General features: G+C 35.4%; 16 protein-coding genes. 11 read left to right on the forward strand and 5 right to left on the reverse strand.

The window, feature by feature from the left end; all coding sequences use genetic code 11:
• Positions 1-263 precede the first annotated feature (263 nt).
• Both ACGH4F_RS08365 and gapA read left to right on the forward strand, forming a co-directional pair.
• The gene (locus ACGH4F_RS08365; protein WP_411590833.1) at positions 264-1,649 is read left to right on the forward strand and encodes a hypothetical protein; all 1,386 of its coding nucleotides are present in this window, start codon (positions 264-266) and stop codon (positions 1,647-1,649) included.
• A 394-nt stretch (positions 1,650-2,043) separates the two neighbouring features.
• A complete protein-coding gene (gapA, locus tag ACGH4F_RS08370) occupies positions 2,044-3,042 on the forward strand; it encodes a glyceraldehyde-3-phosphate dehydrogenase (protein ID WP_411590834.1) in 999 nt (332 codons plus the stop codon).
• A gap of 134 nt (positions 3,043-3,176) precedes the next feature.
• On the opposite strand, the gene ACGH4F_RS08375 is transcribed toward gapA, so the two are convergent.
• The 3 genes from ACGH4F_RS08375 to yjgA form a co-directional block, all read right to left on the reverse strand.
• The gene (locus tag ACGH4F_RS08375) at positions 3,177-3,386 is read right to left on the reverse strand and encodes a cold shock domain-containing protein (RefSeq protein WP_065559242.1); all 210 of its coding nucleotides are present in this window, start codon (positions 3,384-3,386) and stop codon (positions 3,177-3,179) included.
• 733 nt (positions 3,387-4,119) lie between these two features.
• Positions 4,120-4,647, reverse strand: a complete 528-nt coding sequence (gene ppa / locus ACGH4F_RS08380; RefSeq protein ID WP_065559243.1) for an inorganic diphosphatase — start codon at positions 4,645-4,647, stop codon at positions 4,120-4,122.
• A gap of 72 nt (positions 4,648-4,719) precedes the next feature.
• On the reverse strand, positions 4,720-5,253 hold the full coding sequence (yjgA, locus tag ACGH4F_RS08385; protein WP_267361241.1) for a ribosome biogenesis factor YjgA: 534 nt from the start codon (positions 5,251-5,253) through the stop codon (positions 4,720-4,722).
• Positions 5,254-5,337: 84 nt separating this feature from the next.
• Here yjgA and pmbA point away from each other — a divergent pair, with 84 nt between their 5' ends.
• The 6 genes from pmbA (at position 5,338) to recG (ending at position 14,379) form a co-directional block, all read left to right on the forward strand.
• The gene (gene pmbA / locus ACGH4F_RS08390) at positions 5,338-6,690 is read left to right on the forward strand and encodes a metalloprotease PmbA (protein ID WP_411590837.1); all 1,353 of its coding nucleotides are present in this window, start codon (positions 5,338-5,340) and stop codon (positions 6,688-6,690) included.
• Between the two features lie 8 nt (positions 6,691-6,698).
• Positions 6,699-8,435 carry a SulP family inorganic anion transporter gene (locus tag ACGH4F_RS08395; protein WP_411590838.1) on the forward strand — a complete coding sequence of 579 codons (1,737 nt, stop codon included), beginning with the start codon at positions 6,699-6,701 and terminating at the stop codon, positions 8,433-8,435.
• A 49-nt stretch (positions 8,436-8,484) separates the two neighbouring features.
• Positions 8,485-9,708 carry a CinA family nicotinamide mononucleotide deamidase-related protein gene (locus ACGH4F_RS08400; RefSeq protein ID WP_411590840.1) on the forward strand — a complete coding sequence of 408 codons (1,224 nt, stop codon included), beginning with the start codon at positions 8,485-8,487 and terminating at the stop codon, positions 9,706-9,708.
• Positions 9,709-9,862: 154 nt separating this feature from the next.
• The gene (gene rpoZ, locus ACGH4F_RS08405) at positions 9,863-10,153 is read left to right on the forward strand and encodes a DNA-directed RNA polymerase subunit omega (protein ID WP_220216796.1); all 291 of its coding nucleotides are present in this window, start codon (positions 9,863-9,865) and stop codon (positions 10,151-10,153) included.
• Positions 10,154-10,171: 18 nt separating this feature from the next.
• Positions 10,172-12,286 (forward strand): bifunctional GTP diphosphokinase/guanosine-3',5'-bis pyrophosphate 3'-pyrophosphohydrolase, encoded by a 2,115-nt coding sequence (gene spoT, locus ACGH4F_RS08410; RefSeq protein ID WP_267351382.1) that lies wholly within the window; start codon positions 10,172-10,174, stop codon positions 12,284-12,286.
• Positions 12,286-14,379 (forward strand): ATP-dependent DNA helicase RecG, encoded by a 2,094-nt coding sequence (gene recG, locus ACGH4F_RS08415; protein ID WP_411590841.1) that lies wholly within the window; start codon positions 12,286-12,288, stop codon positions 14,377-14,379. The genes spoT and recG overlap by 1 nt, the downstream gene beginning before the upstream one ends.
• Positions 14,380-14,530: 151 nt before the next feature.
• On the opposite strand, the gene ulaG is transcribed toward recG, so the two are convergent.
• On the reverse strand, positions 14,531-15,598 hold the full coding sequence (gene ulaG / locus ACGH4F_RS08420; protein WP_411590843.1) for an L-ascorbate 6-phosphate lactonase: 1,068 nt from the start codon (positions 15,596-15,598) through the stop codon (positions 14,531-14,533).
• A gap of 26 nt (positions 15,599-15,624) precedes the next feature.
• Complete coding sequence (ulaR, locus tag ACGH4F_RS08425; RefSeq protein WP_267378223.1) at positions 15,625-16,386, reverse strand: HTH-type transcriptional regulator UlaR; 762 nt, start codon at positions 16,384-16,386, stop codon at positions 15,625-15,627.
• Positions 16,387-16,812: 426 nt separating this feature from the next.
• Here ulaR and ACGH4F_RS08430 point away from each other — a divergent pair, with 426 nt between their 5' ends.
• Genes ACGH4F_RS08430 through ACGH4F_RS08440 form a run of 3 tightly spaced genes read left to right on the forward strand, consistent with a single transcriptional unit; the run spans position 16,813 to position 19,777 of the window.
• The gene (locus tag ACGH4F_RS08430; RefSeq protein WP_267378225.1) at positions 16,813-18,582 is read left to right on the forward strand and encodes a PTS ascorbate-specific subunit IIBC; all 1,770 of its coding nucleotides are present in this window, start codon (positions 16,813-16,815) and stop codon (positions 18,580-18,582) included.
• A 25-nt stretch (positions 18,583-18,607) separates the two neighbouring features.
• Complete coding sequence (locus ACGH4F_RS08435; protein WP_267351391.1) at positions 18,608-19,081, forward strand: PTS sugar transporter subunit IIA; 474 nt, start codon at positions 18,608-18,610, stop codon at positions 19,079-19,081.
• 3 nt (positions 19,082-19,084) lie between these two features.
• Positions 19,085-19,777 carry an L-ribulose-5-phosphate 4-epimerase gene (locus ACGH4F_RS08440; RefSeq protein WP_411590846.1) on the forward strand — a complete coding sequence of 231 codons (693 nt, stop codon included), beginning with the start codon at positions 19,085-19,087 and terminating at the stop codon, positions 19,775-19,777.
• Positions 19,778-19,789: the final 12 nt, after the last annotated feature.

Here is a 19,789-nt window from a genome sequence, read left to right on the forward strand (position 1 = left end):
ACTTAATGGTATTTTTTAATTTCTCTATATTATATAATGATTTGTGAATTTATGGTAGAAATTTATTCATCTTTAGTTTAAAAAAAGTCTTTTTTGCTTTAATAAAAAAATGAAATTATTTCTAAAATTAATCCCCGTAATTGTTTAAAAATTTAGCATTAAATGAAAAAAATAAGATTAATTTTTTTCATAAGATCACTAAATCAAACTGTTTTTATTCTAACTGTCTGATAATTAATTAATAAATAGAGAAAGGAAATAATATGCGGATAGTTTTAGCGATTTTGTTGGTGTTTTGTTTAACTGCTTGCCATGTTCGTACGGCTGATCAGGCATATAATGAAGGGAAATATGTAGAAAGTATTAGTTTATTAACGGCTACTATTAGTGAAAAAGGCGAAGCAAAATTTAATGAAGAAAGTGCCGAAAAATTACGGGGATTGGTTAGTAATGTGATGAAACATTACGAGACAATCATTAATAGTAGTGCTAGTACTGATTATCAAGCACGTATTGATAGTTATGAATCGCTTCGAAAAATCAATTTAATGTTAGTTAATCGTTTTTATAGTCAAACTGTTGCATTTTTTAACGATAAATATCCAGTGAGTAAATTAGATCAACTTATTGCAAAAGAGTATTACGATTATGGTAATTCGATAAAAGGTACGGATAGTGAAAGTTACAAAATAAAAGCTGACTTATATTTAAAAGGTTCAGAACGGTATAAATATAAAGATATTTTTACTTTATATAAAAATGCTAAAAAGCAACATCTGGATATTGAAGCAAAACAACACTATGATTTAGGTAAAACATTTTCGCAACAGGGTAGTTATCATGAAGCATCCCTAGAATATCTTAAAGCTTGGGAAGTTTATAAGCCAATAGGCGAATATAAAGATAGTTTTAAACTCTATGAGGATAATAAAAGAAAACATGTTACTGCGCTAGCAAAAGAGTATTATGAAAAAGCCTCGTCACTTGAAAAAATAGCTTATAAACGCGAAATTTATCGTGAAGCGGCTAAATATTATGAGGCAGCCAATTCAGCCTATGAACAGTTCGGTTCATACCGTGATGCCAGCGCTAGAGCGAGTCGTTGTAAATTAAAGGGACGCGTTAATGTGTATGTTAAAGATTCCGACTATCTTAGCTGGGTAAAACAAGTTTTTAACGCTGATTATATATACTTTGTTGATCATAGTTCACAAGCTAATATCATTATAGATATTAATGCCAAATCTGACTATATTCATATGAAACCGTATGAAAAAAATGAAGTAAAAACAGAAAAATATGTAGAAAGAATGAGCGAAAAAACCGATGATAAGGGTAATAAAATTAAAGTTCCAATTTATAAAGAGCAAAAATTCAATTTAAAGACTATCACTAATTCAAAAAAATACATTTTTACTACTGATATCGAAATAACCGGAGAAATCAGTAATTCTAAACGTTTGATAAGCGAAGCCATCTCTTCTAAAACGGATTATATCTATACGGGTGATGTTCCAAGTAAATTTCATAACTCACAAGCAGGCGAGTGGAAGTCCAAATCAACGTTAAAATCTGAAGCACATTATACGCAAGGTGAGGATATCAGAAACCATTTAAAACAATTTATTGATAAGATGAGTTCTTTATAATAATTGTTAATTATCGCTCAAAAATAGAATCCCACAAAATTGATAATGTGGGTTTTTTTATTTTAATCGTCTTTTAGTATAACTTAACGTCTGATATGGATTAATTGATACCTTTTAATTTATTAAATGTAATCGTGCGATTATCTAAAATTTAGCACCTTAATTATGATCAATTTAACTCTGACAATTTAGTTAAAAATTATCATTGTCATTGCTCAATCCAATCACAGTCTTATATAAAATATAACTAACCTATATCCTATGATTATTAAGATAATTTTCATTTTAATTTATTCTTGCCAATTATTCTGAATCAGCTTGAATAAACCTTAAAAATTTGGTAGTTTACTGTTAGTTATTTTATCATTTAACACAAATAAAGAAGGTAATTTTTATGACAATCAAAGTAGGTATTAATGGATTTGGCCGTATTGGTCGTATTGTTTTCCGTGCTGCACAAAAACGCTCTGATGTTGAAATCGTTGCTATCAATGATTTATTAGACGTTGAGTATATGGCGTACATGCTTAAATATGATTCAACTCACGGTCGTTTTGATGGTACTGTTGAAGTTAAAGATGGCAAATTAATCGTTAACGGTAAAACAATCCGCGTTACAGCTGAAAGAGATCCTGCAAACTTAAAATGGAACGAAGTGGGTGTTGATGTTGTTGCTGAAGCAACAGGTTTATTCTTAGATGATGCAACTGCTCGTAAACACATCCAAGCGGGTGCTAAAAAAGTTGTTTTAACTGGTCCTTCTAAAGATAGCACGCCTATGTTTGTTATGGGTGTTAATGATAAAGATTATGCTGGTCAAGATATCGTATCTAATGCGTCATGTACCACTAACTGTTTAGCGCCTTTAGCTAAAGTAATCAATGATAACTTTGGTATCGTTGAAGGCTTAATGACAACTGTTCATGCAACTACAGCTACTCAAAAAACGGTAGATGGTCCATCTCACAAAGATTGGCGTGGTGGTCGTGGTGCAGCACAAAACATCATCCCTTCATCAACTGGTGCAGCTAAAGCAGTAGGTAAAGTTATTCCTGAATTAAACGGTAAATTAACTGGTATGGCTTTCCGTGTTCCAACTCCAGATGTTTCTGTTGTTGACTTAACTGCTCGTTTAGCAAAACCTGCTAAATATGAAGATATCTGTAAAGTGATCAAAGCGGCTTCAGAAGGCCCAATGAAAGGCGTTCTTGGTTACACTGAAGATGATGTTGTTTCAACTGATTTCTTAGGTGAAGTTTGTACTTCTGTATTTGATGCAAAAGCGGGTATCCAAATCAGCGATACTTTCGTTAAATTAGTTTCTTGGTACGATAACGAAGTTGGCTATTCAAATAAAGTTTTAGATTTAATTGCGGTTGTATCTAAAAAATAATGACTAATTTTTAGTTTTCTAAAAAGTGACCAAGTGGTCACTTTTTTTTCGCTAAAATCTTATAGCTTTACAAAATAAAAACGCTCATTTTTTAAAAATGAGCGTTTTCACTAATATATATACTACGATATTAATTAGATTACGACAACTTCTGATGCCGCTGGTCCGCGAGGGCTATCTTGAATAGCAAATTCGACTTGTTGACCTTCAGCTAGAGTTTTAAAACCTTCCCCCGAGATTGCTGAAAAGTGAACAAATACGTCTTTGCTCCCATCGGTTGGTGTGATAAATCCAAAACCTTTACTCTCGTTAAACCATTTTACTTGGCCTGTTTTCTTATTCATTTACTAGATATCCTAACAATAATTAATATTTTGCCTTTAAGGCACGTATAGACTTTTATGCAATATAAATTAATCAACTTACAAACTAGATGATGCGTTAAAAACACCTCCTAATTGTTAAACGTTTTCATAAAAAAATATTGCTTCATAAGTCTGTTACTATTACCGCATAATTTATAATCGAAAGCAAGATATTAATGACAATTTTTTCATCTTAGGATGAAGTTTTTTATAAAATTTTTAGATATAATGGTTAAATTTGATAAATAGCAAATTATTGAAGGGTTTTTGATTTAAATTTATTTCGAAAGTAAAGATTATTTAAGCAGATTAAGGCATGTAAGATGTAAATTTAAAAATTAGTATTAACGATTACTTTTAGGTTTCTTTTGAATACATTGTTTTATCGTTTCTTTATATCAAACGTTTACATACGTTTTATCTGTAGGTTTACAACTTACTGTTAAAGATGTGAATCACAATGTGGTTAATTATGTCATTTATGTCATATAAGGCTTGCAACTTGCCTTATTGAGATAAGATTGCCAGCGCAAATTATCTAAGCTAAATAGCACTAAATTGGATATTCACTTATTTTTCATCTCATCTGTTAAAAAGGCATTGTTATTGATTTAATTACTTTCTGCTATTCTTTATTTAAAAATAAAAGCTATAAGTAAAGACTTATAGCTTTTAATTAACCATTATTATGAAAATTGATAGCAAATATTAATTATTTTTTAGCTCTCTCAAAAGATTCAATAATTTCTTTGCGAGCAGCATCGGCATTTTCCCAACCGTCAACTTTTACCCATTTTCCTTTTTCTAATGCTTTGTATTGTTCGAAAAAGTGTTTAATTTGAGATTTTAGTAATTCAGGTAAATCATCCACATCTTTGATGTGATCATACTCTTTAGATAATTTAGTATGTGGTACTGCAACCAATTTAGCATCTTGACCGGCTTCATCAGTCATTTTTAATACACCAACAGGACGGCAACGAATCACTGAACCAGGTTGTAATGGATACGGTGTTGGAACTAAAACGTCAACAGGATCGCCATCAAGCGATAATGTGTTATTAATATAACCATAGTTACATGGATAAAACATTGCTGTTGCCATAAAACGGTCAACAAAAACTGCACCTGTATCTTTGTCTACTTCATATTTAATTGGATCCGAATTTGCTGGAATTTCAATTACTACATAAATATCATCCGGTAATTCTTTACCTGCTGGTACATTTAAAAGTCCCATTTTTGTATCCTCTATCTTGGTTAATAATTTACAATATTGTTTCTGATATGAAATGAGCGAACATTATAAAGATTATTCGGCGTTGCTCAATTCTTTTAAGTATTGAAAAATCTGTTTGGCTGTTTTTGGTGGTTTATTGGATTCTCGTTCTTTTTTAGCCTGACGGGCAAGCGTACGCAGTTGTTGTCTGTCTGCTATAGGAAAGAGTTCGATAATGTTTTCTGCATCACCTGTTTCAATCAATTCGTCACGTAACTTTTCAAGTTTATGAAATAAGGCAACTTGTTGGTTATGACGGTTTTTGAGCTTGTCTAAAGCTTGCGTGATAGGATCGATATTGCGGCTACGAAGCAATTTGCCAATATATTGTATTTGTCTTCGATATCCCTCTTTTTTGATTTTTTGAGCAAGTTCGATAGCATAAAGTAAATCTTCATCAAGGGGGATTTTAGTCAGTTCATTTTTGCTTAAATTAACCAATTCGACGCCCATCTTTTTTAAAATTTCGGCATCTCGTTTGATTTCACTTTTACTGACATAAATAATTTCATCATCCATATCAGTATCAAATTCTTGGTCAATGATTAAATCTTTAGGGTTATTCATAGGATTTCTTTTGTTAATAGTTAACTAAAATTGAATTCTGGCTTATTATAACGTATCACTAGCAGAATTGTAGAAAATAATAAAATGAGTATTGAACAGATTAAAAAAGATGCCCAAAGACAACAAGATAAGTTATCAAATATTGTTGCTCAAGCTATTGAACTGGCTAAACCTCGTGTTGATTCAGTTGAAGTTTCAATTAACCAAGCAACTGGTATTGGTGTAAGTACTCGTCAAGGGGAAACTGAAAATGTTGAATTTAATAGTGATGGTGCATTATCTATAACCGTTTATAAAGAACAACGCAAAGGAAATGCATCAACTAATGATTTATCGCCACATGCAATAAATCAAGCTATCGATATGGCAATTAATATTATGCAATATACTTCTGCTGATCCTTGTTCTGGTTTAGGAAACTTAGATCAGATGGCATTGAATCCTCCTGATTTAGATCTTTTTTATCCCAGTGATTTAGACGTGGATAAGGCTATTGAGCAGGCAAAACAAGCTGAGCTAGCAGCCCTTGCCAATGCTGACATTATGAGTAGTGACGGCGGTTATTTTAGTAGTAAATATGGTGTGTATGTATATGGTAATAGTCTTGGTATGTTACAAGGCTACTGTGCAAGTTCTCATTCGTTGTCTTGTACAGCGATTGCTGAACAGGCGGGAAAAATGGAACGAAACTATGCTTACACTTCATCGCGTGATATTAAGGCTCTCAAATCCCCTAGTTGGGTTGGGCAGCAAGCAGCAGAAAGAACAATTGCGCATTTAGGGGCTAAACAAATTTCTACCATGCAAGTACCCGTACTGTTTAGTGCAGAAGTTGCAGTTGGATTAATAAGGCACTTAGTGGGTGCAATTAGTGGCGGTGCAATCTATCGCAAATCATCATTTTTACTTGATAGCGTGGGTAAACAGATTTTTCCTTCATGGCTAACTATTTTTGAAGATCCACATATTTTAAAAGGTGTTGGTTCATCGCCTTTTGATAGTGAAGGAACCAAAACAATTAAACGAAATATCATTGAAAACGGTGTATTGCAAACCTACTTGCTTAGTCATTATTCAGCCAGAAAGCTTGGTTTAACATCAACAGGTCATGCGGGAGGAATTCATAACTGGCTTGTATCGCCAAGTGAGCATGATGCTGATTTTAAAACCATGTTGAAAAAATTGGATAAAGGGGTTGTGATTACTTCGCTTATGGGGCAAGGTGTGAATAATGTAACGGGCGACTATTCACGTGGTGCGACAGGTTTTTGGGTTGAAAAAGGTGAAATTCAATATCCAATAAATGAAATAACCGTTGCTAATAACCTAAAAGATATGTATAAAAATATTGTAGCAATAGGGAATGATCTTGAAACACGCAGCAATATTCAATGTGGTTCAATATTGATAGATAAAATGAGTATAGCAGGGAAATAGGATGAAAAATGGGAAAGTTAGTCAGTAGTACGTTTTTCCAAAAAATCACATTATGGATGCCAGGACTAATCAGTTTCTTACATTATAAACGTGAATATTTAAACGCAGATATAAAAGCCGGATTATCCGTAGCCGCGGTATCCTTACCGGTATCGATTGCTTATGCTGAGCTAACAGGTGTTGGTGCTATTGCGGGGCTATACTCAACTATTTTACCGCTTATTGTCTATGCCCTTTTTGGATCGTCTAAACAGTTGATTGTAGGACCCGATACCGCAACGTGTGCGGTGGTTGCTGCGGTTGTTTTTCCTTTAGCTGCAGATGATCCCATGTTACGTTGGCAACTGGTGGTGCTGCTGACAATTATGATTGGTATTTGGTGCATCATTGCCGGCAAATTTCATCTTGGCGCCTTAGCAGATTTACTCAGTCAACCTATTTTGATTGGTTTGTTAAATGGTATTTCTATTACAATCATTGTCGATCAATTAGCGAAAACATTTGGTTTTCATTATGACTATTCTTACCTTATTGAACGTGTGGTTTATTTACCGGTTAAGCTTTATCAATCACATTTAGGCACGACATTTATATCTTTCATAACATTATTGATTCTCATTGCTTTTAAGAAATATAAACCACGTTACCCGGCACCACTTTTTGCCGTTGTGATAATGACTTTATTTTCATGGCTGTTTAATTTTGAACATTTTGATATCCACATTATTGGTAATGTAACTGGTGATTTTATACCATTGGAAGCTTGGATTGATTTTGACAAAGGATTAATGCGTGATTTAGTTGTTCCCTCATTGAACATTGCTGTTATCTGTTTTGTGAGTATGATGATTACCGTACGAAGTTTTGCGACAAAAAATAATTATGAAACGAATGCCGATGTTGAATTTAAGGCATTAGGCATGGCAAATATTGCAGCAGGTCTATCACAAGGATTTGTTGTAAGTGGTACTTCGTCACGAACGGCAGTGAACGATGCGAATGGTGGAAAAACTCAGCTTGTATCGATCATTGCTGCGGCATTAATAGGATTTGTGGTACTCTTTTTGTTGTCACCGTTACAATATATTCCAACAAGTGTCCTTGGCGTGATTTTGATATATTCCTCGATCTCGCTAATTAATGTACAAACAATTTTGCGTTTTTTTAAATATGACCGTGACGCATTTTATTTAAGCTTATCAACATTTATTGCGGTATTACTTATCGGTATTATACCGGGTATGGCTTTAGCAGTATTATTAGGCATCTTTTTGTTTCTACGTCGCGTTTTTCGACCTAAAGATCAGTTATTAGGGGTTGATGATGACGGACGAATTCATTCATTAGGCAAAGATGTTAAACCTGTTAGTAATACGATAATTTATCGATTCAATTCACCTTTAACGTATTTTAATATTGCTTATTTTAAACGAAGAATCATTAGTTATATTGACGAATCAGAGCAATCTGTTAATTATGTTATCGTCGATGCGATTCCTTGCTTTACTTATAAAGATGTCAGTGTATTATCGGGTATTAACGAATTAGTTAATGCATTAAAAGTACGTAATGTGGTTTTAATCTTATCAGGTAGACGCAAAACCCTTAAAAATTGGTTTAAACAAATGAATATTACCCCTGATCATGATTACATTGAATTTACTTACGATCTCTATTTTGCTGTTAAGTTAGTTCAAAGTAGGGAACATATGGACAATAAAAATGAAGACGAGGATACGGATTAATTAACGCCCCCTTTTTTGTTCAATTAATGATGTCAAAAGGTGCAGAACCATGATGAATAAGAACAATAATCACGTTAAGATCGAAATGATAAGTACCGGCGATGAAATTTTATATGGTCAAATAACCGATACGAATGCAGCTTGGCTTTCTGAACTATTTTTTCAAGAAGGTATTTTAATCACGACTCGCCACACAGTTGGTGATAATCTTAACCAGCTTACCCAAACATTACAAGAACGTAGTCTGATCAATGATATCATTATTGTTAATGGGGGGCTTGGGCCAACCAGTGACGATTTAACAGCACAAGCGGCAGCTTTAGCCAATCATGAAGCACTGGTACTCAATCAGCAGTGGTTGACACAAATTGAACGTTATTTTGCCAGTTGCGGTAACGTGATGCCGTCAAGCAACCTTAAACAAGCTTTATTGCCGCAAAGTGCTGTATTAATTGATAATCCAATAGGAACAGCCTGCGGATTTAAAATGCACATCAACGGCTGTATTGTGTTTTTTACGCCTGGTGTGCCTGCTGAATTTAAAGAGATGATCAAAACTCTTGTATTACCAGAAATTAAATTATCCTTTCCAAAATTAGAAAAAACGCTCTGTTATCGATTAACTATTATCGGGCGCACTGAAAGTGATTTAGCCACCGAGCTAACATCTAAATTAGATATTCCAAAAGATATCGTGATTGGTTATCGTGCTGCGATGCCTATTATTGAATTAAAATTGAGTGGTCCTCAACACAAAAAAGACACGCTGGATAGTTTATGGCGAAAAACTAAATCTATTGTTGATGACAATTTGCTTTACGAAGGCATGATTAGCAAAGACAGTGAACTCGGTTTAGCCAAAGTTGTTTCAGGGCTGTTACATGAAAAAGATTTAACTATCGCAGTGGTCGAACAACAATCAGCAGGGATAATTAGTTATCAATTATTTGAAACCGATGCACCCATCGCAAAATCAGAAGTGATTCCATTATTATTTGAAGATCCCAAAGATTATCTTTGGCATATTATGACCCAATATAGAGCTGATATTGTATTAGGTATGGTTAATTTCAAAGAAAAGAACAGTCAATTTACGTTAATCATTACCACAGCAAAGCAAACTATCCAAGTTAATTTAAAATATATTGGTCGAAAACTTTCACGGCATGAAGAGTTACAAACTTTTTCAGCAATAGCGTTAGATGCTTTACGTCGTTATTTGTTAAATAAACCAATAATTGCTTCTAATGTTTGGCTCGATATTTTGGATTAAGTTAAACGATAATGTGATGTTTTTTAGACTAGGAATGGTTAATTTTAACTATCTTAACAATAGTATGATATTAATATAGACAATTCCCCACAAAATTAAGTAAAATAACGGATCTTCCAAATTACATAAACTAGTAAATACATTAGAGGTAAAAATGGCTCGAGTAACTGTTCAAGATGCTGTAGAAAAAATTGGTAATCGCTTTGATCTAGTTTTAGTTGCAGCAAGACGCGCACGTCAATTGCAAGTTGAAAACAAATCACCATTAATTCCAGAAGAAAACGATAAAGAAACCGTTGTTGCTTTACGTGAAATTGAAGATGGTCTTGTTAATAAACAAATTCTTGATACAGCTGATTTTCAAGCTCGTCAGGAAGAAGAAGCAGAAGTGCGTTCTACACTGCATGAATCGATCCTTCTTGAAAATACGCCATCATACGAATAAGCGCTATAGGAATTGCCTATGCAATATTTTGATAGCTTAAAAGAGGTTGTAGCATCTTATCTTCCACCCAAACAAGTTGAACTTATTAAAGATGCTTATCTTTTTGCTCAGAAAGCACATGAAGGGCAATTTCGATCTAGTGGTGAACCTTATGTCACGCATCCTGTTGCTGTGGCATCGATTTTAGCCGATATGCGGCTTGATTATGAAACCATCATTGCTGCACTATTACATGATACGATTGAAGATACACCAGTTACTTTCCAAGATATCACAAATCATTTTGGTAAACATGTTGCAGTGTTAGTTGAAGGTGTATCCAAACTTGATAAATTAAAATTTCGTAATCGACAAGAGGCTCAAGCTGAAAATTTTCGGAAAATGGTGCTCGCCATGACCGAAGATGTGCGAGTGATTTTAATTAAACTGGCTGATCGTACGCATAATATGCGAACACTTGCGGCATTAAGACCAGACAAACGCCGTCGTATTGCAAAAGAAACGCTTGAAATTTATGCTCCATTAGCTCACCGTTTAGGTATTCACCATATTAAAACTGAACTCGAAATTTTAGGATTCACGGCGATGCATCCTAATCGAGCCAAAGTAATTGAAAATGTGATAAAAGCAGCTCGAGGTACACGTAAAGAATTAATTCAACAGATTTTATCGGAAATTCGTGGTCGTTTAGCTGAAGCAAATATCGAGGCGGAAGTTGAAGGATTAGAAAAAAATATCTACGTGATTTATCAAAAAATGCAAATGCGTGAACAGCATTTTCATTCTATCATGGATATTTATATTTTTCGGATCGTTGTGAAAGATGTTGATGCCTGTTATCGTGCACTTGGTCTTGTTCACAATCTGTATAAACCTCGCCTTAATCGCTTCAAAGACTATATTGCAATTCCTAAAGCTAACGGTTATCAGTCATTGCATTCTTCATTAATTGGACCACATGGTACGCCAGTTGAAGTGCAAATACGTACTGAAGATATGGATCAAATGGCTGAAATGGGTGTTGCCGCACATTGGGTTTATAATGCCAATGATGAGCTGAATAATACAACGGCGCAAATCAAGGCACAGCGTTGGATGCAAAGTCTATTAGAGTTGCAACAAAGTGTGGGTAACTCTTTTGAATTTATTGAAAATGTGAAATCTGACCTGTTTCCGAAAGAAATTTATGTTTTTACCCCTAAAGGAAGAATAGTACAGTTACCGGAAGGTTCAACCGCCGTAGATCTTGCTTACGCTGTCCATTCTGATATTGGCTATCAATGTATCGGCGCAATTGTTGACCGAAAACCTTATCCACTTTCACAGCCATTAAGTAATGGTCAAACCGTTGAAATTATCACGTCGCCTGAAGGTCGTCCGAATGCAAATTGGCTTAATTTTGTTGTGAGTGCTAAAGCCAGATCACGTATTAGACAAGCGTTAAAAATGTTAAAACGTGATGATGCAATTGAATTAGGTAGAAGACTATTGAATCTGTCATTATTAAAAACAGGTGGCATCAATTCACTTAAAGCTAAACAAATTGCGAAAATTGTTGAGATAACGCAGTTACAATCTTTTGATGATGTCTTAGCCGAGATTGGTCTTGGTAATATAATGAGCCATTTTATTGTCAAAGGGTTAGAACACAAAGAATTGTTTCAAAATAACAACGATACAAATAAAACCTTAGTCATTACTGGTAGTGAAGGGGTTTTAGTCACATTTTCGAAATGTTGTCACCCAATTCCCGATGATCCGATTGTCGGTCAAGTGAGTCCTGAAAAAGGATTAATTGTCCATCATGAATCATGTCGAAATGTCACGGGATACCAAAATAATCCTGAAAAATACATCTCTTTAAAATGGGCGACTGATATCACTCAACAATTTGTTGCTGAAATATGGGTTGATATCTCCAACAACCAAGGAGCTCTTGGGCATATTCTTTCAATTATTAATGATGAAAAAGCGCATTTGCAATGGCTTAATACCGAACAGAAAGATCGACAAATTTATACAGTCATTTTGCAAGTTGAAGTTAAAAATCGTCAGCAGCTCAATGAGTTAATGCGTAAAATTTCATTGCAGCAAGATGTTGTAAGTGTCTCACGTAATATTAATAAGCGATGATGGCAAATCGATTTTTAAGTCAGGTTCCGATAATAAAATTGAGCGGAATTGGCTCTAACCTTGAAAAAAAATTCAATGCATTAGGTATCTATACTGTTCAAGATCTTTTATTACACTTTCCGTTACGTTACGAAGATCGCACCTCATCTTGTCCTATAAGTGAGGTTGCTATTGGTGAGCACACTACCATAGAAGGTCGAATCATCAAGTGTGAAGTGGTGCTTAGACGTCGACAAATGTTAATTTGTCATATTCAAGATGATTCGGGCATAGCAATATTAAGATTCATGCATTTCAATGCAGGCATAAAAGCAAGTTTAGCACTTGGCAATTGGGTTAGTGCTTATGGTGAGATAAAAAAAGGAAAATTAGGCGCTGAAATTATTCATCCTCAATATAAAATTATTGCTAATCCAGCAGACAAATCTAAAAAATTATTGGATGATCAAGAAAAATATACCCCAGTCTATCCAACCACCTATGGATTAACTCAAAATGTCATTCGTAAATTAATTGCTTCTGCGTTATTACTGTTAAAACGTAATCCATCCAAAGAAATTCTGCCTAAGTCAATAGCAAATCATTTTTTACCAGCATTGGAATCATTAAATATCATTCACAATCCTCCAATTGGTACCGATATCACACAATTATCTGCAGGGGAACATCCTGCTATCAAACGTTTTATTTTTGAAGAGTTACTTGCTTATCATCTGAGTATGTTAATGCTAAAAGTTGATAACCAAAAACAGCAAGCCCGTATTTATCGCCCAACGCAACAATTTATAGAGCCTTTTTTAGCATCACTCCCTTTTAAACCCACTAACGCACAACAACGTGTTGTACACGATATCTATCACGATATGGCAAAACCTGTCCCTATGATGCGATTAATTCAAGGGGATGTGGGATCTGGCAAAACATTAGTCGCGGCTTTAGCGGCATTAAATGCGATTGAAAATGGTGCGCAGGTTGTCTTAATGGCACCGACCGAGATATTAGCTGAGCAACATTATAATAACTTTAAACAATGGTTTGATCCTTTGGGTATTACCGTTGATTGGTTATCAGGGCGTTTGACTGCTAAAAATAAAAGATTGCGTTATGAACAAGTAAAAAGTGGGGATATTAGATTGTTAATTGGCACACATGCCGTATTTGTTGATAAAGTTGAATTTGCTTCTTTAGGACTGGTGATTATCGATGAACAGCATCGCTTTGGTGTGAATCAAAGACTGAGTTTGTGGGAAAAGGGAATCAAAGATAACGACTATCCTCATCAGCTAATTATGACAGCTACTCCGATTCCACGAACATTAGCCATGACGGTATATGCTGACTTAGATGTCTCTATCATTGATGAGTTACCCCCGGGGCGCACACCTGTCACAACTGTTGTGATTCCAAATTCTCGGCGTGATGAAATTATTGAACGCGTTAATCAAGCTTGCCTGGAAAATCGTCAAGTCTATTGGGTTTGTACATTAGTCGAAGAATCGGAAACATTAGATGCTCAAGCCGCTGAAATACTGGTTGAAGAGCTCAAAGAAAAAATGCCACATTTAACGATTGGGCTGGTTCATGGCAAAATGAAGTCGGACGAAAAACAATCGGTAATGCAGAATTTTAAACAAGGTGTCATCCAATTGCTTGTCGCCACAACGGTTATTGAAGTGGGTGTCGATGTGCCAAATGCAAGCTTGATGATTATTGAAAATGCGGAAAGATTAGGTCTGGCGCAATTGCATCAATTACGTGGTCGTGTAGGTCGAGGAACGGCGGTATCTCATTGTGTATTAATGTATCAAGCCCCATTAAGCAAAGTTGCACAAGCAAGAATGAAAGTCATGCGTGACAGTAATGATGGTTTCGTGATTGCGCAAAAAGATTTAGAAATACGTGGTAGTGGGGAGATTTTGGGCACGCGTCAAATGGGGATAGCTAACTTCAAAGTTGTGGATTTAATCCGTGATCAACATTTGATAAGTCAAGTTCAAAAAGCCTCTTATTTTTTACAACAACAACACCCCGAAAGTGTGAAAGAGCTGATTGACTGTTGGCTTCCGGATAGACAAAAATATATTAATGTCTAGTATTTTCATTTTCTTATTAGTTTATTCATAAAAACAGATAGATAATTTAAGTGAATTGATTCCACATTTATTCATGGCAGAGAATATAAAAAGTGGACATTGAATCTTATTCACTGTCCACAAAAATTATTGATCTTAATTTCGAAACAAATTACAAGAAAGATCGATAAGGTAATTCAGGCTCATCGGTAAAGATGTCTCTAAATCCACGATAATGCTGATAGTGCATTTTGTTTTTATCTGTTGGATAAGTATATTTACCGCCAACTTGCCAGAAGAAAGGCGTAAATTGATATTCCAAACGATCTTTCTTTATTTGCCAAAGCACTTCAATTTCACGAGGATCACTTTGGAAATTTGCCCAAATATCATGATGAAAAGGAATCACAACTTGGGTTTTCAGTGATTCCGCAGCACGCAAAATATCTGAAGAGGTCATTTTATCGGTGACCCCACGCGGATTTTCACCATAAGAAAGTAACGCAACATCGATTTTGTAATCATTACCATGTTTGGCATAATAGTTAGAGTAATGAGAATCACCCGAGTGATAGAGCGAACCACCTGAGGTTTCAAACAGATAGTTAACGGCTCTGTCATCCATGCCATCTAAAATCGCTTTATCAGTTGAGGAAACCCCTTTAGGTAGTGTCACTAACGAAGTTCTGTCAAAAGAATCTAGCACTCGAATGGTAATATCGCCCACTTTAATGGTTTCGCCTACTTTGGCAACAATGCAACGATCTTCAGGTACACCCCAACTTTTCCATAATTCGACACAAGCTTTAGGGCCAATAAATTTCACTTTTGGTGAACAGTTTTGAATGACCGCAGCAGCCACATTGACATCAATATGATCGGCATGATCGTGGGTTGCCATTACTGCATCAATCTCTTTAATAGCAAAAGGATCTAATACAAATGGACTGGTTCTTAAATTAGGTTGTAATTCGCGTACTCCCCCCATACGCATCATTTGATGTTGTTTGTTCATCAAGGGATTAGCGTGTGTTTTTTTACCGGTCCCACACCAAAAATCGACGGAGATATTGGTATTACCGGCAGATTTTAACCAAATGCCAGTACAAGCAAGCCACCACATGGTAAACGTATTGGGTTTAACCTCTGTTGCTTCAATCTCTTCATTTAGCCAAGTACCCCATTCAGGAAAGGTATTTAATATCCACGATTCTCGGGTAATTTCGTTCACTTTACTCATACTTTGTTCCTTTTACATTTTAATAATTAAACTAAAATAACATCTACACCTTGCTCCTTAATGCTTTCAATGACTTCCTTGTTTGCTTGTTTACCGGTAATTAAAATATCGATTTTATTCACAGGACAAAAAAGCATGCCAGAATTGGCTTTGGTTTCAATTTTTGAACTATCGACAACAACAACTAATTTTTCAATTTTTTCAAGTATCTGTTGTTCAGCCACTGCACCTAATATTTCATTCTTATAAAGTCCATTGGGTGTTAACGTCTTGCCACTGGTAAACATCCATTTGCCAGCATAAGAATCAGTAATGTTCGCAATGGGGTTAAGAATAATATTTTGTGTTTTGTTATATAATCCTCCCATAATGATGACATTTTCATGATCATGTTCAATCAAGTAACACGCTAACGGAAAATAGTTAGTAATGATTGAAACATTTTTACCACAGAGTTCTCGACCCAATAAAAACGCCGTTGAACCGCAGTTAATGACAATATTTTCATCAGCACCACATAACTTAGCTGCACGAATAGCGATGCGAGCCTTTTCATGATAATGATCGGTATTATTATTGCCGATTGGTGCCCATATTGGCTTTTTCTCTTCGATGCGCATAATACCGTTACGTACTTTTTTTACTCTTCCTTCCTGATCGAGCTTAGTGATATCACGACGAGCTGTAGCCGGTGAGATAGAAAAATATGAAACTAACTCAGTCACTCTTAACATCCCTTTGTCGTTAACCATTGCCACTATTTCATTATGTCGTGATATTTCGTTCATTATTACCTCTTTGTTGAATTAAAGTGATTAATTTTGATCAAAAATGATAATAATTTTCATTCATAATATTGTCAAATACTTATAACCAATATTTAACTCATTGTTGATTCAATATGTTGATAATAATAATTATATTTCTAATTTTTACCGCTGTTTTTTCCTAAAAATGTGATGATAATCACAGATGTGGGTGTGATAGATTTAGAAAAGTGATCTTTATCAAAATAATCATAAATAATCATTGAATGGTTAATTGTGATTGTAGAATATAACAAGTGTTATTTAATCATGAATAACGAAGTGTAATCAGAAATTTTATCTATTCATATAACAATAAATATTATAGAAAAATTTAAAAACGAAGTTAGTTCTCCACAGTAAAGCGTTAGATATTTAAAGATGTCGATAAACCAATGAGAGGAACATATGGAAGTAATCTACAACATATTTTATATTTTTTATAGCCAAGTTATGACAAAAGCGCCTTTGTTGCTTGGCTTAGTGACAATGTTAGGTTATTGCCTTTTACGTAAAGACATAACAACCGTTTTAAAAGGCACCATTAAAACCATTGTTGGTTTTATGTTATTACAAGTCGGTTCAGGAGTGTTAGTTTCAACCTTTAAACCCGTCATTGCAAAACTATCAGAATATCATGGTATTAAAGGATCGATTATTGATACGTATGCCTCGATGGTGGCCGTCGAAAAGGGTATGGGCGATCAATATTCTTGGGTTGGCTATGCAGTATTATTGGCACTTGCTATCAACATTGCACTTGTACTGTTTCGCCGTTTAACCGGTATCAGAACGATCATGCTGACAGGTCATATTATGTTTCAGCAAGTCGGTCTTATTGCACTATTTTACTTTTTATTTGGTTATGGCATGTGGGAAACCATTATCTATTCCGCCATTATTACTGCACTCTATTGGGGGATATTCTCAAATATGATGTTTAAACCAACCCAAGCGGTAACAGGTGGGGCTGGTTTTTCCATTGGTCATCAACAGCAACTCGGTTCATGGATAGCGGTAAAATTAGCGCCAAAACTGGGTGATAAAAATGATTCGGTTGATAATCTTAAATTACCTAAATGGTTACATATCTTCCATGATAGTATCGCTGCCACAACCATTGTAATGACATTCTTCTTTGGCATCATCCTTCTTTCATTTGGTTTAGATAATCTTCAAACAATGGCTGGTTCAACCCATTGGACAATCTATATTTTCGAAACAGGGCTTAAATTTGCCGTTGCAATACAAGTTATTGTGGGCGGTGTACGAATGTTTGTTGCTGAATTATCCGAAGCATTTAAAGGCATTTCTGAAAAGTTAATCCCTAATGCTGTGCTTGCTATTGATTGTGCTGCCATTTATGCATTTTCGCCCAATGCCATGGTTTTTGGTTTTATTTGGGGCGCATTAGGGCAATTCTTAGCGATCGCATTATTGCTTATCTTTAAATCCCCAATAATGATTATTCCGGGATTTATTCCAATGTTTTTCTCAAATGCGACAATTGGCGTATTTGCCAACCATTTTGGTGGTTGGAAAGCAGTTATGAAAATCTGTTTTGCAATGGGGATAATCGAAGTTCTGGGCTCTGCTTGGGTGATCAATATTTTTGCGCAAAACGGCACGCCTATTGACTCATGGATGGGGATGGCGGATTGGTCAATTCTATTCCCACCAATCTTACAAGGGTTATCATTTTCTCATTTGTTTATCTATTTAATCATTGCGTTAGCATTGGTGTATATGTTCTTTGCCGCTAAAACACTACGCGCTGAAGAAGCACAACAAAAAAATCAACCTATCGAAAACGATATACATCAGGATGTAAACGAAGCAGTAGTTGAAAAAATGGATGAAGTTGCAATAAGTGAAGGACAACCAATTCGTATTCTGGCGGTATGCGGTAGTGGTCAAGGGTCATCAATGATGATGAAAATGAAAATTGCGAATTTTCTGGATAAGAAAGGGATCCCTAACATTATGGATTCTTGTGCAGTTACCGACTACAAATCCCGATTACCGAATGTTGATATCATCGTAGCATCGAAGCATCTGATACATGAAATTGAAGTGAATGAAGGTCAACATGCACTCGGTGTACAAAATATGCTTAATCCACATACGTTTGGCGATGAGCTTATCGAACTAATTAACCAAGTTAATACGAATAAATAGATAGAATATGAAAAAGGAGCGCAATATGGCTTTCAAAGAATCTTTAATTGAAAATAACTCAATATTACTCAGCGCAGAAGCGGCAAATTGGGAAGATGCGGTCAAGCTTGGAACCGATATGTTAGTAGCATCAAAAGCCATTGAACCATCTTATCACGATGCCATTATCCGTTGTGTAAAATCCATGGGACCTTACATTATCATTGCGCCTAATCTGGCTATGCCGCATGCCAGACCTGAAGATGGTGTCAATCGTACCGCTTTTGCCTTAGTAACCTTAAAAAAACCGGTTTATTTTGACGGAGAAGATGAACCGGTTGATGTGCTTGTCACCTTAGCCGGAAGTACGTCTGATCAACATATGGAAGGGTTAATGGAAGTGACACAAATTTTAGATGATGAAAATAGCGCAACAGGTGTTGATCTCGATAAATTAAGACGTTGTCACAGTAAAGAAGATGTCTATGCAGTCATTGATCGGGCTTTAAATGGAGGCTAGTTTATGTATCAAGCTTTAAAAGAAAGGGTTTTACACGCTAATTTACTGTTACCTAAATATAATCTGGTTACTTTTACTTGGGGCAACGTATCAGAAATTGATCGCACAAAAGGCGTTATTGCCATAAAGCCTTCAGGTGTTGAGTACGGTGCGATGACTGTAGATGACATTGTTGTACTTTCATTAACAGGGGAAATTGTAGAAGGTAAACTCAATCCGTCCAGTGATACAGCCACTCATCTTGAACTCTATAAAGCATTTGAAAATATTGGTGGCATTGTCCATACCCATTCGCGCTATGCCACCATTTGGGCTCAAGCAGAGTTAGACATCCCAGCCTTAGGCACAACGCATGCCGATTACTTTTATGGTGATGTACCTTGTACTCGTCGGTTAACTGATAGTGAAATTGCGAACGATTATGAAAAAAATACAGGACTTGTCATTATTGAGGAGTTCAAACGTCGAGGCGTCGATCCAAAAGCCATGCCTGGCGCTGTGATTTCTGGACATGCTCCATTTTGTTGGGGAAAAAATGCTATCGATGCCGTACATAATGCTGTGGTACTGGAAGAAGTCGCTATGATGGCAATTGCAACTCGTCAACTCAATCAAACCATTAAAATACAACAAACCTTATCTGATAAGCACTATTTTCGCAAACATGGCGCAAACGCTTATTACGGTCAAAAATAAAATGAACAAGGA

The organism is Gilliamella sp. CG35 (assembly GCF_046635745.1).
Classification (GTDB): domain Bacteria; phylum Pseudomonadota; class Gammaproteobacteria; order Enterobacterales; family Orbaceae; genus Gilliamella; species Gilliamella apicola_I.

Excerpts from the sequence above, each read along its gene's own strand:
- ACGH4F_RS08365 (WP_411590833.1), top strand. The coding sequence starts at position 264 with ATGCGGATAGTTTTAGCGATTTTGTTGGTGTTTTGTTTAACTGCTTGC.
- gapA (WP_411590834.1), top strand. The coding sequence starts at position 2,044 with ATGACAATCAAAGTAGGTATTAATGGATTTGGCCGTATTGGTCGTATT.
- ACGH4F_RS08375 (WP_065559242.1), bottom strand. The coding sequence starts at position 3,386 with ATGAATAAGAAAACAGGCCAAGTAAAATGGTTTAACGAGAGTAAAGGT.
- ppa (WP_065559243.1), bottom strand. The coding sequence starts at position 4,647 with ATGGGACTTTTAAATGTACCAGCAGGTAAAGAATTACCGGATGATATT.
- yjgA (WP_267361241.1), bottom strand. The coding sequence starts at position 5,253 with ATGAATAACCCTAAAGATTTAATCATTGACCAAGAATTTGATACTGAT.
- pmbA (WP_411590837.1), top strand. The coding sequence starts at position 5,338 with ATGAGTATTGAACAGATTAAAAAAGATGCCCAAAGACAACAAGATAAG.
- ACGH4F_RS08395 (WP_411590838.1), top strand. The coding sequence starts at position 6,699 with ATGGGAAAGTTAGTCAGTAGTACGTTTTTCCAAAAAATCACATTATGG.
- ACGH4F_RS08400 (WP_411590840.1), top strand. The coding sequence starts at position 8,485 with ATGATGAATAAGAACAATAATCACGTTAAGATCGAAATGATAAGTACC.
- rpoZ (WP_220216796.1), top strand. The coding sequence starts at position 9,863 with ATGGCTCGAGTAACTGTTCAAGATGCTGTAGAAAAAATTGGTAATCGC.
- spoT (WP_267351382.1), top strand. The coding sequence starts at position 10,172 with ATGCAATATTTTGATAGCTTAAAAGAGGTTGTAGCATCTTATCTTCCA.
- recG (WP_411590841.1), top strand. The coding sequence starts at position 12,286 with ATGGCAAATCGATTTTTAAGTCAGGTTCCGATAATAAAATTGAGCGGA.
- ulaG (WP_411590843.1), bottom strand. The coding sequence starts at position 15,598 with ATGAGTAAAGTGAACGAAATTACCCGAGAATCGTGGATATTAAATACC.
- ulaR (WP_267378223.1), bottom strand. The coding sequence starts at position 16,386 with ATGAACGAAATATCACGACATAATGAAATAGTGGCAATGGTTAACGAC.
- ACGH4F_RS08430 (WP_267378225.1), top strand. The coding sequence starts at position 16,813 with ATGGAAGTAATCTACAACATATTTTATATTTTTTATAGCCAAGTTATG.
- ACGH4F_RS08435 (WP_267351391.1), top strand. The coding sequence starts at position 18,608 with ATGGCTTTCAAAGAATCTTTAATTGAAAATAACTCAATATTACTCAGC.
- ACGH4F_RS08440 (WP_411590846.1), top strand. The coding sequence starts at position 19,085 with ATGTATCAAGCTTTAAAAGAAAGGGTTTTACACGCTAATTTACTGTTA.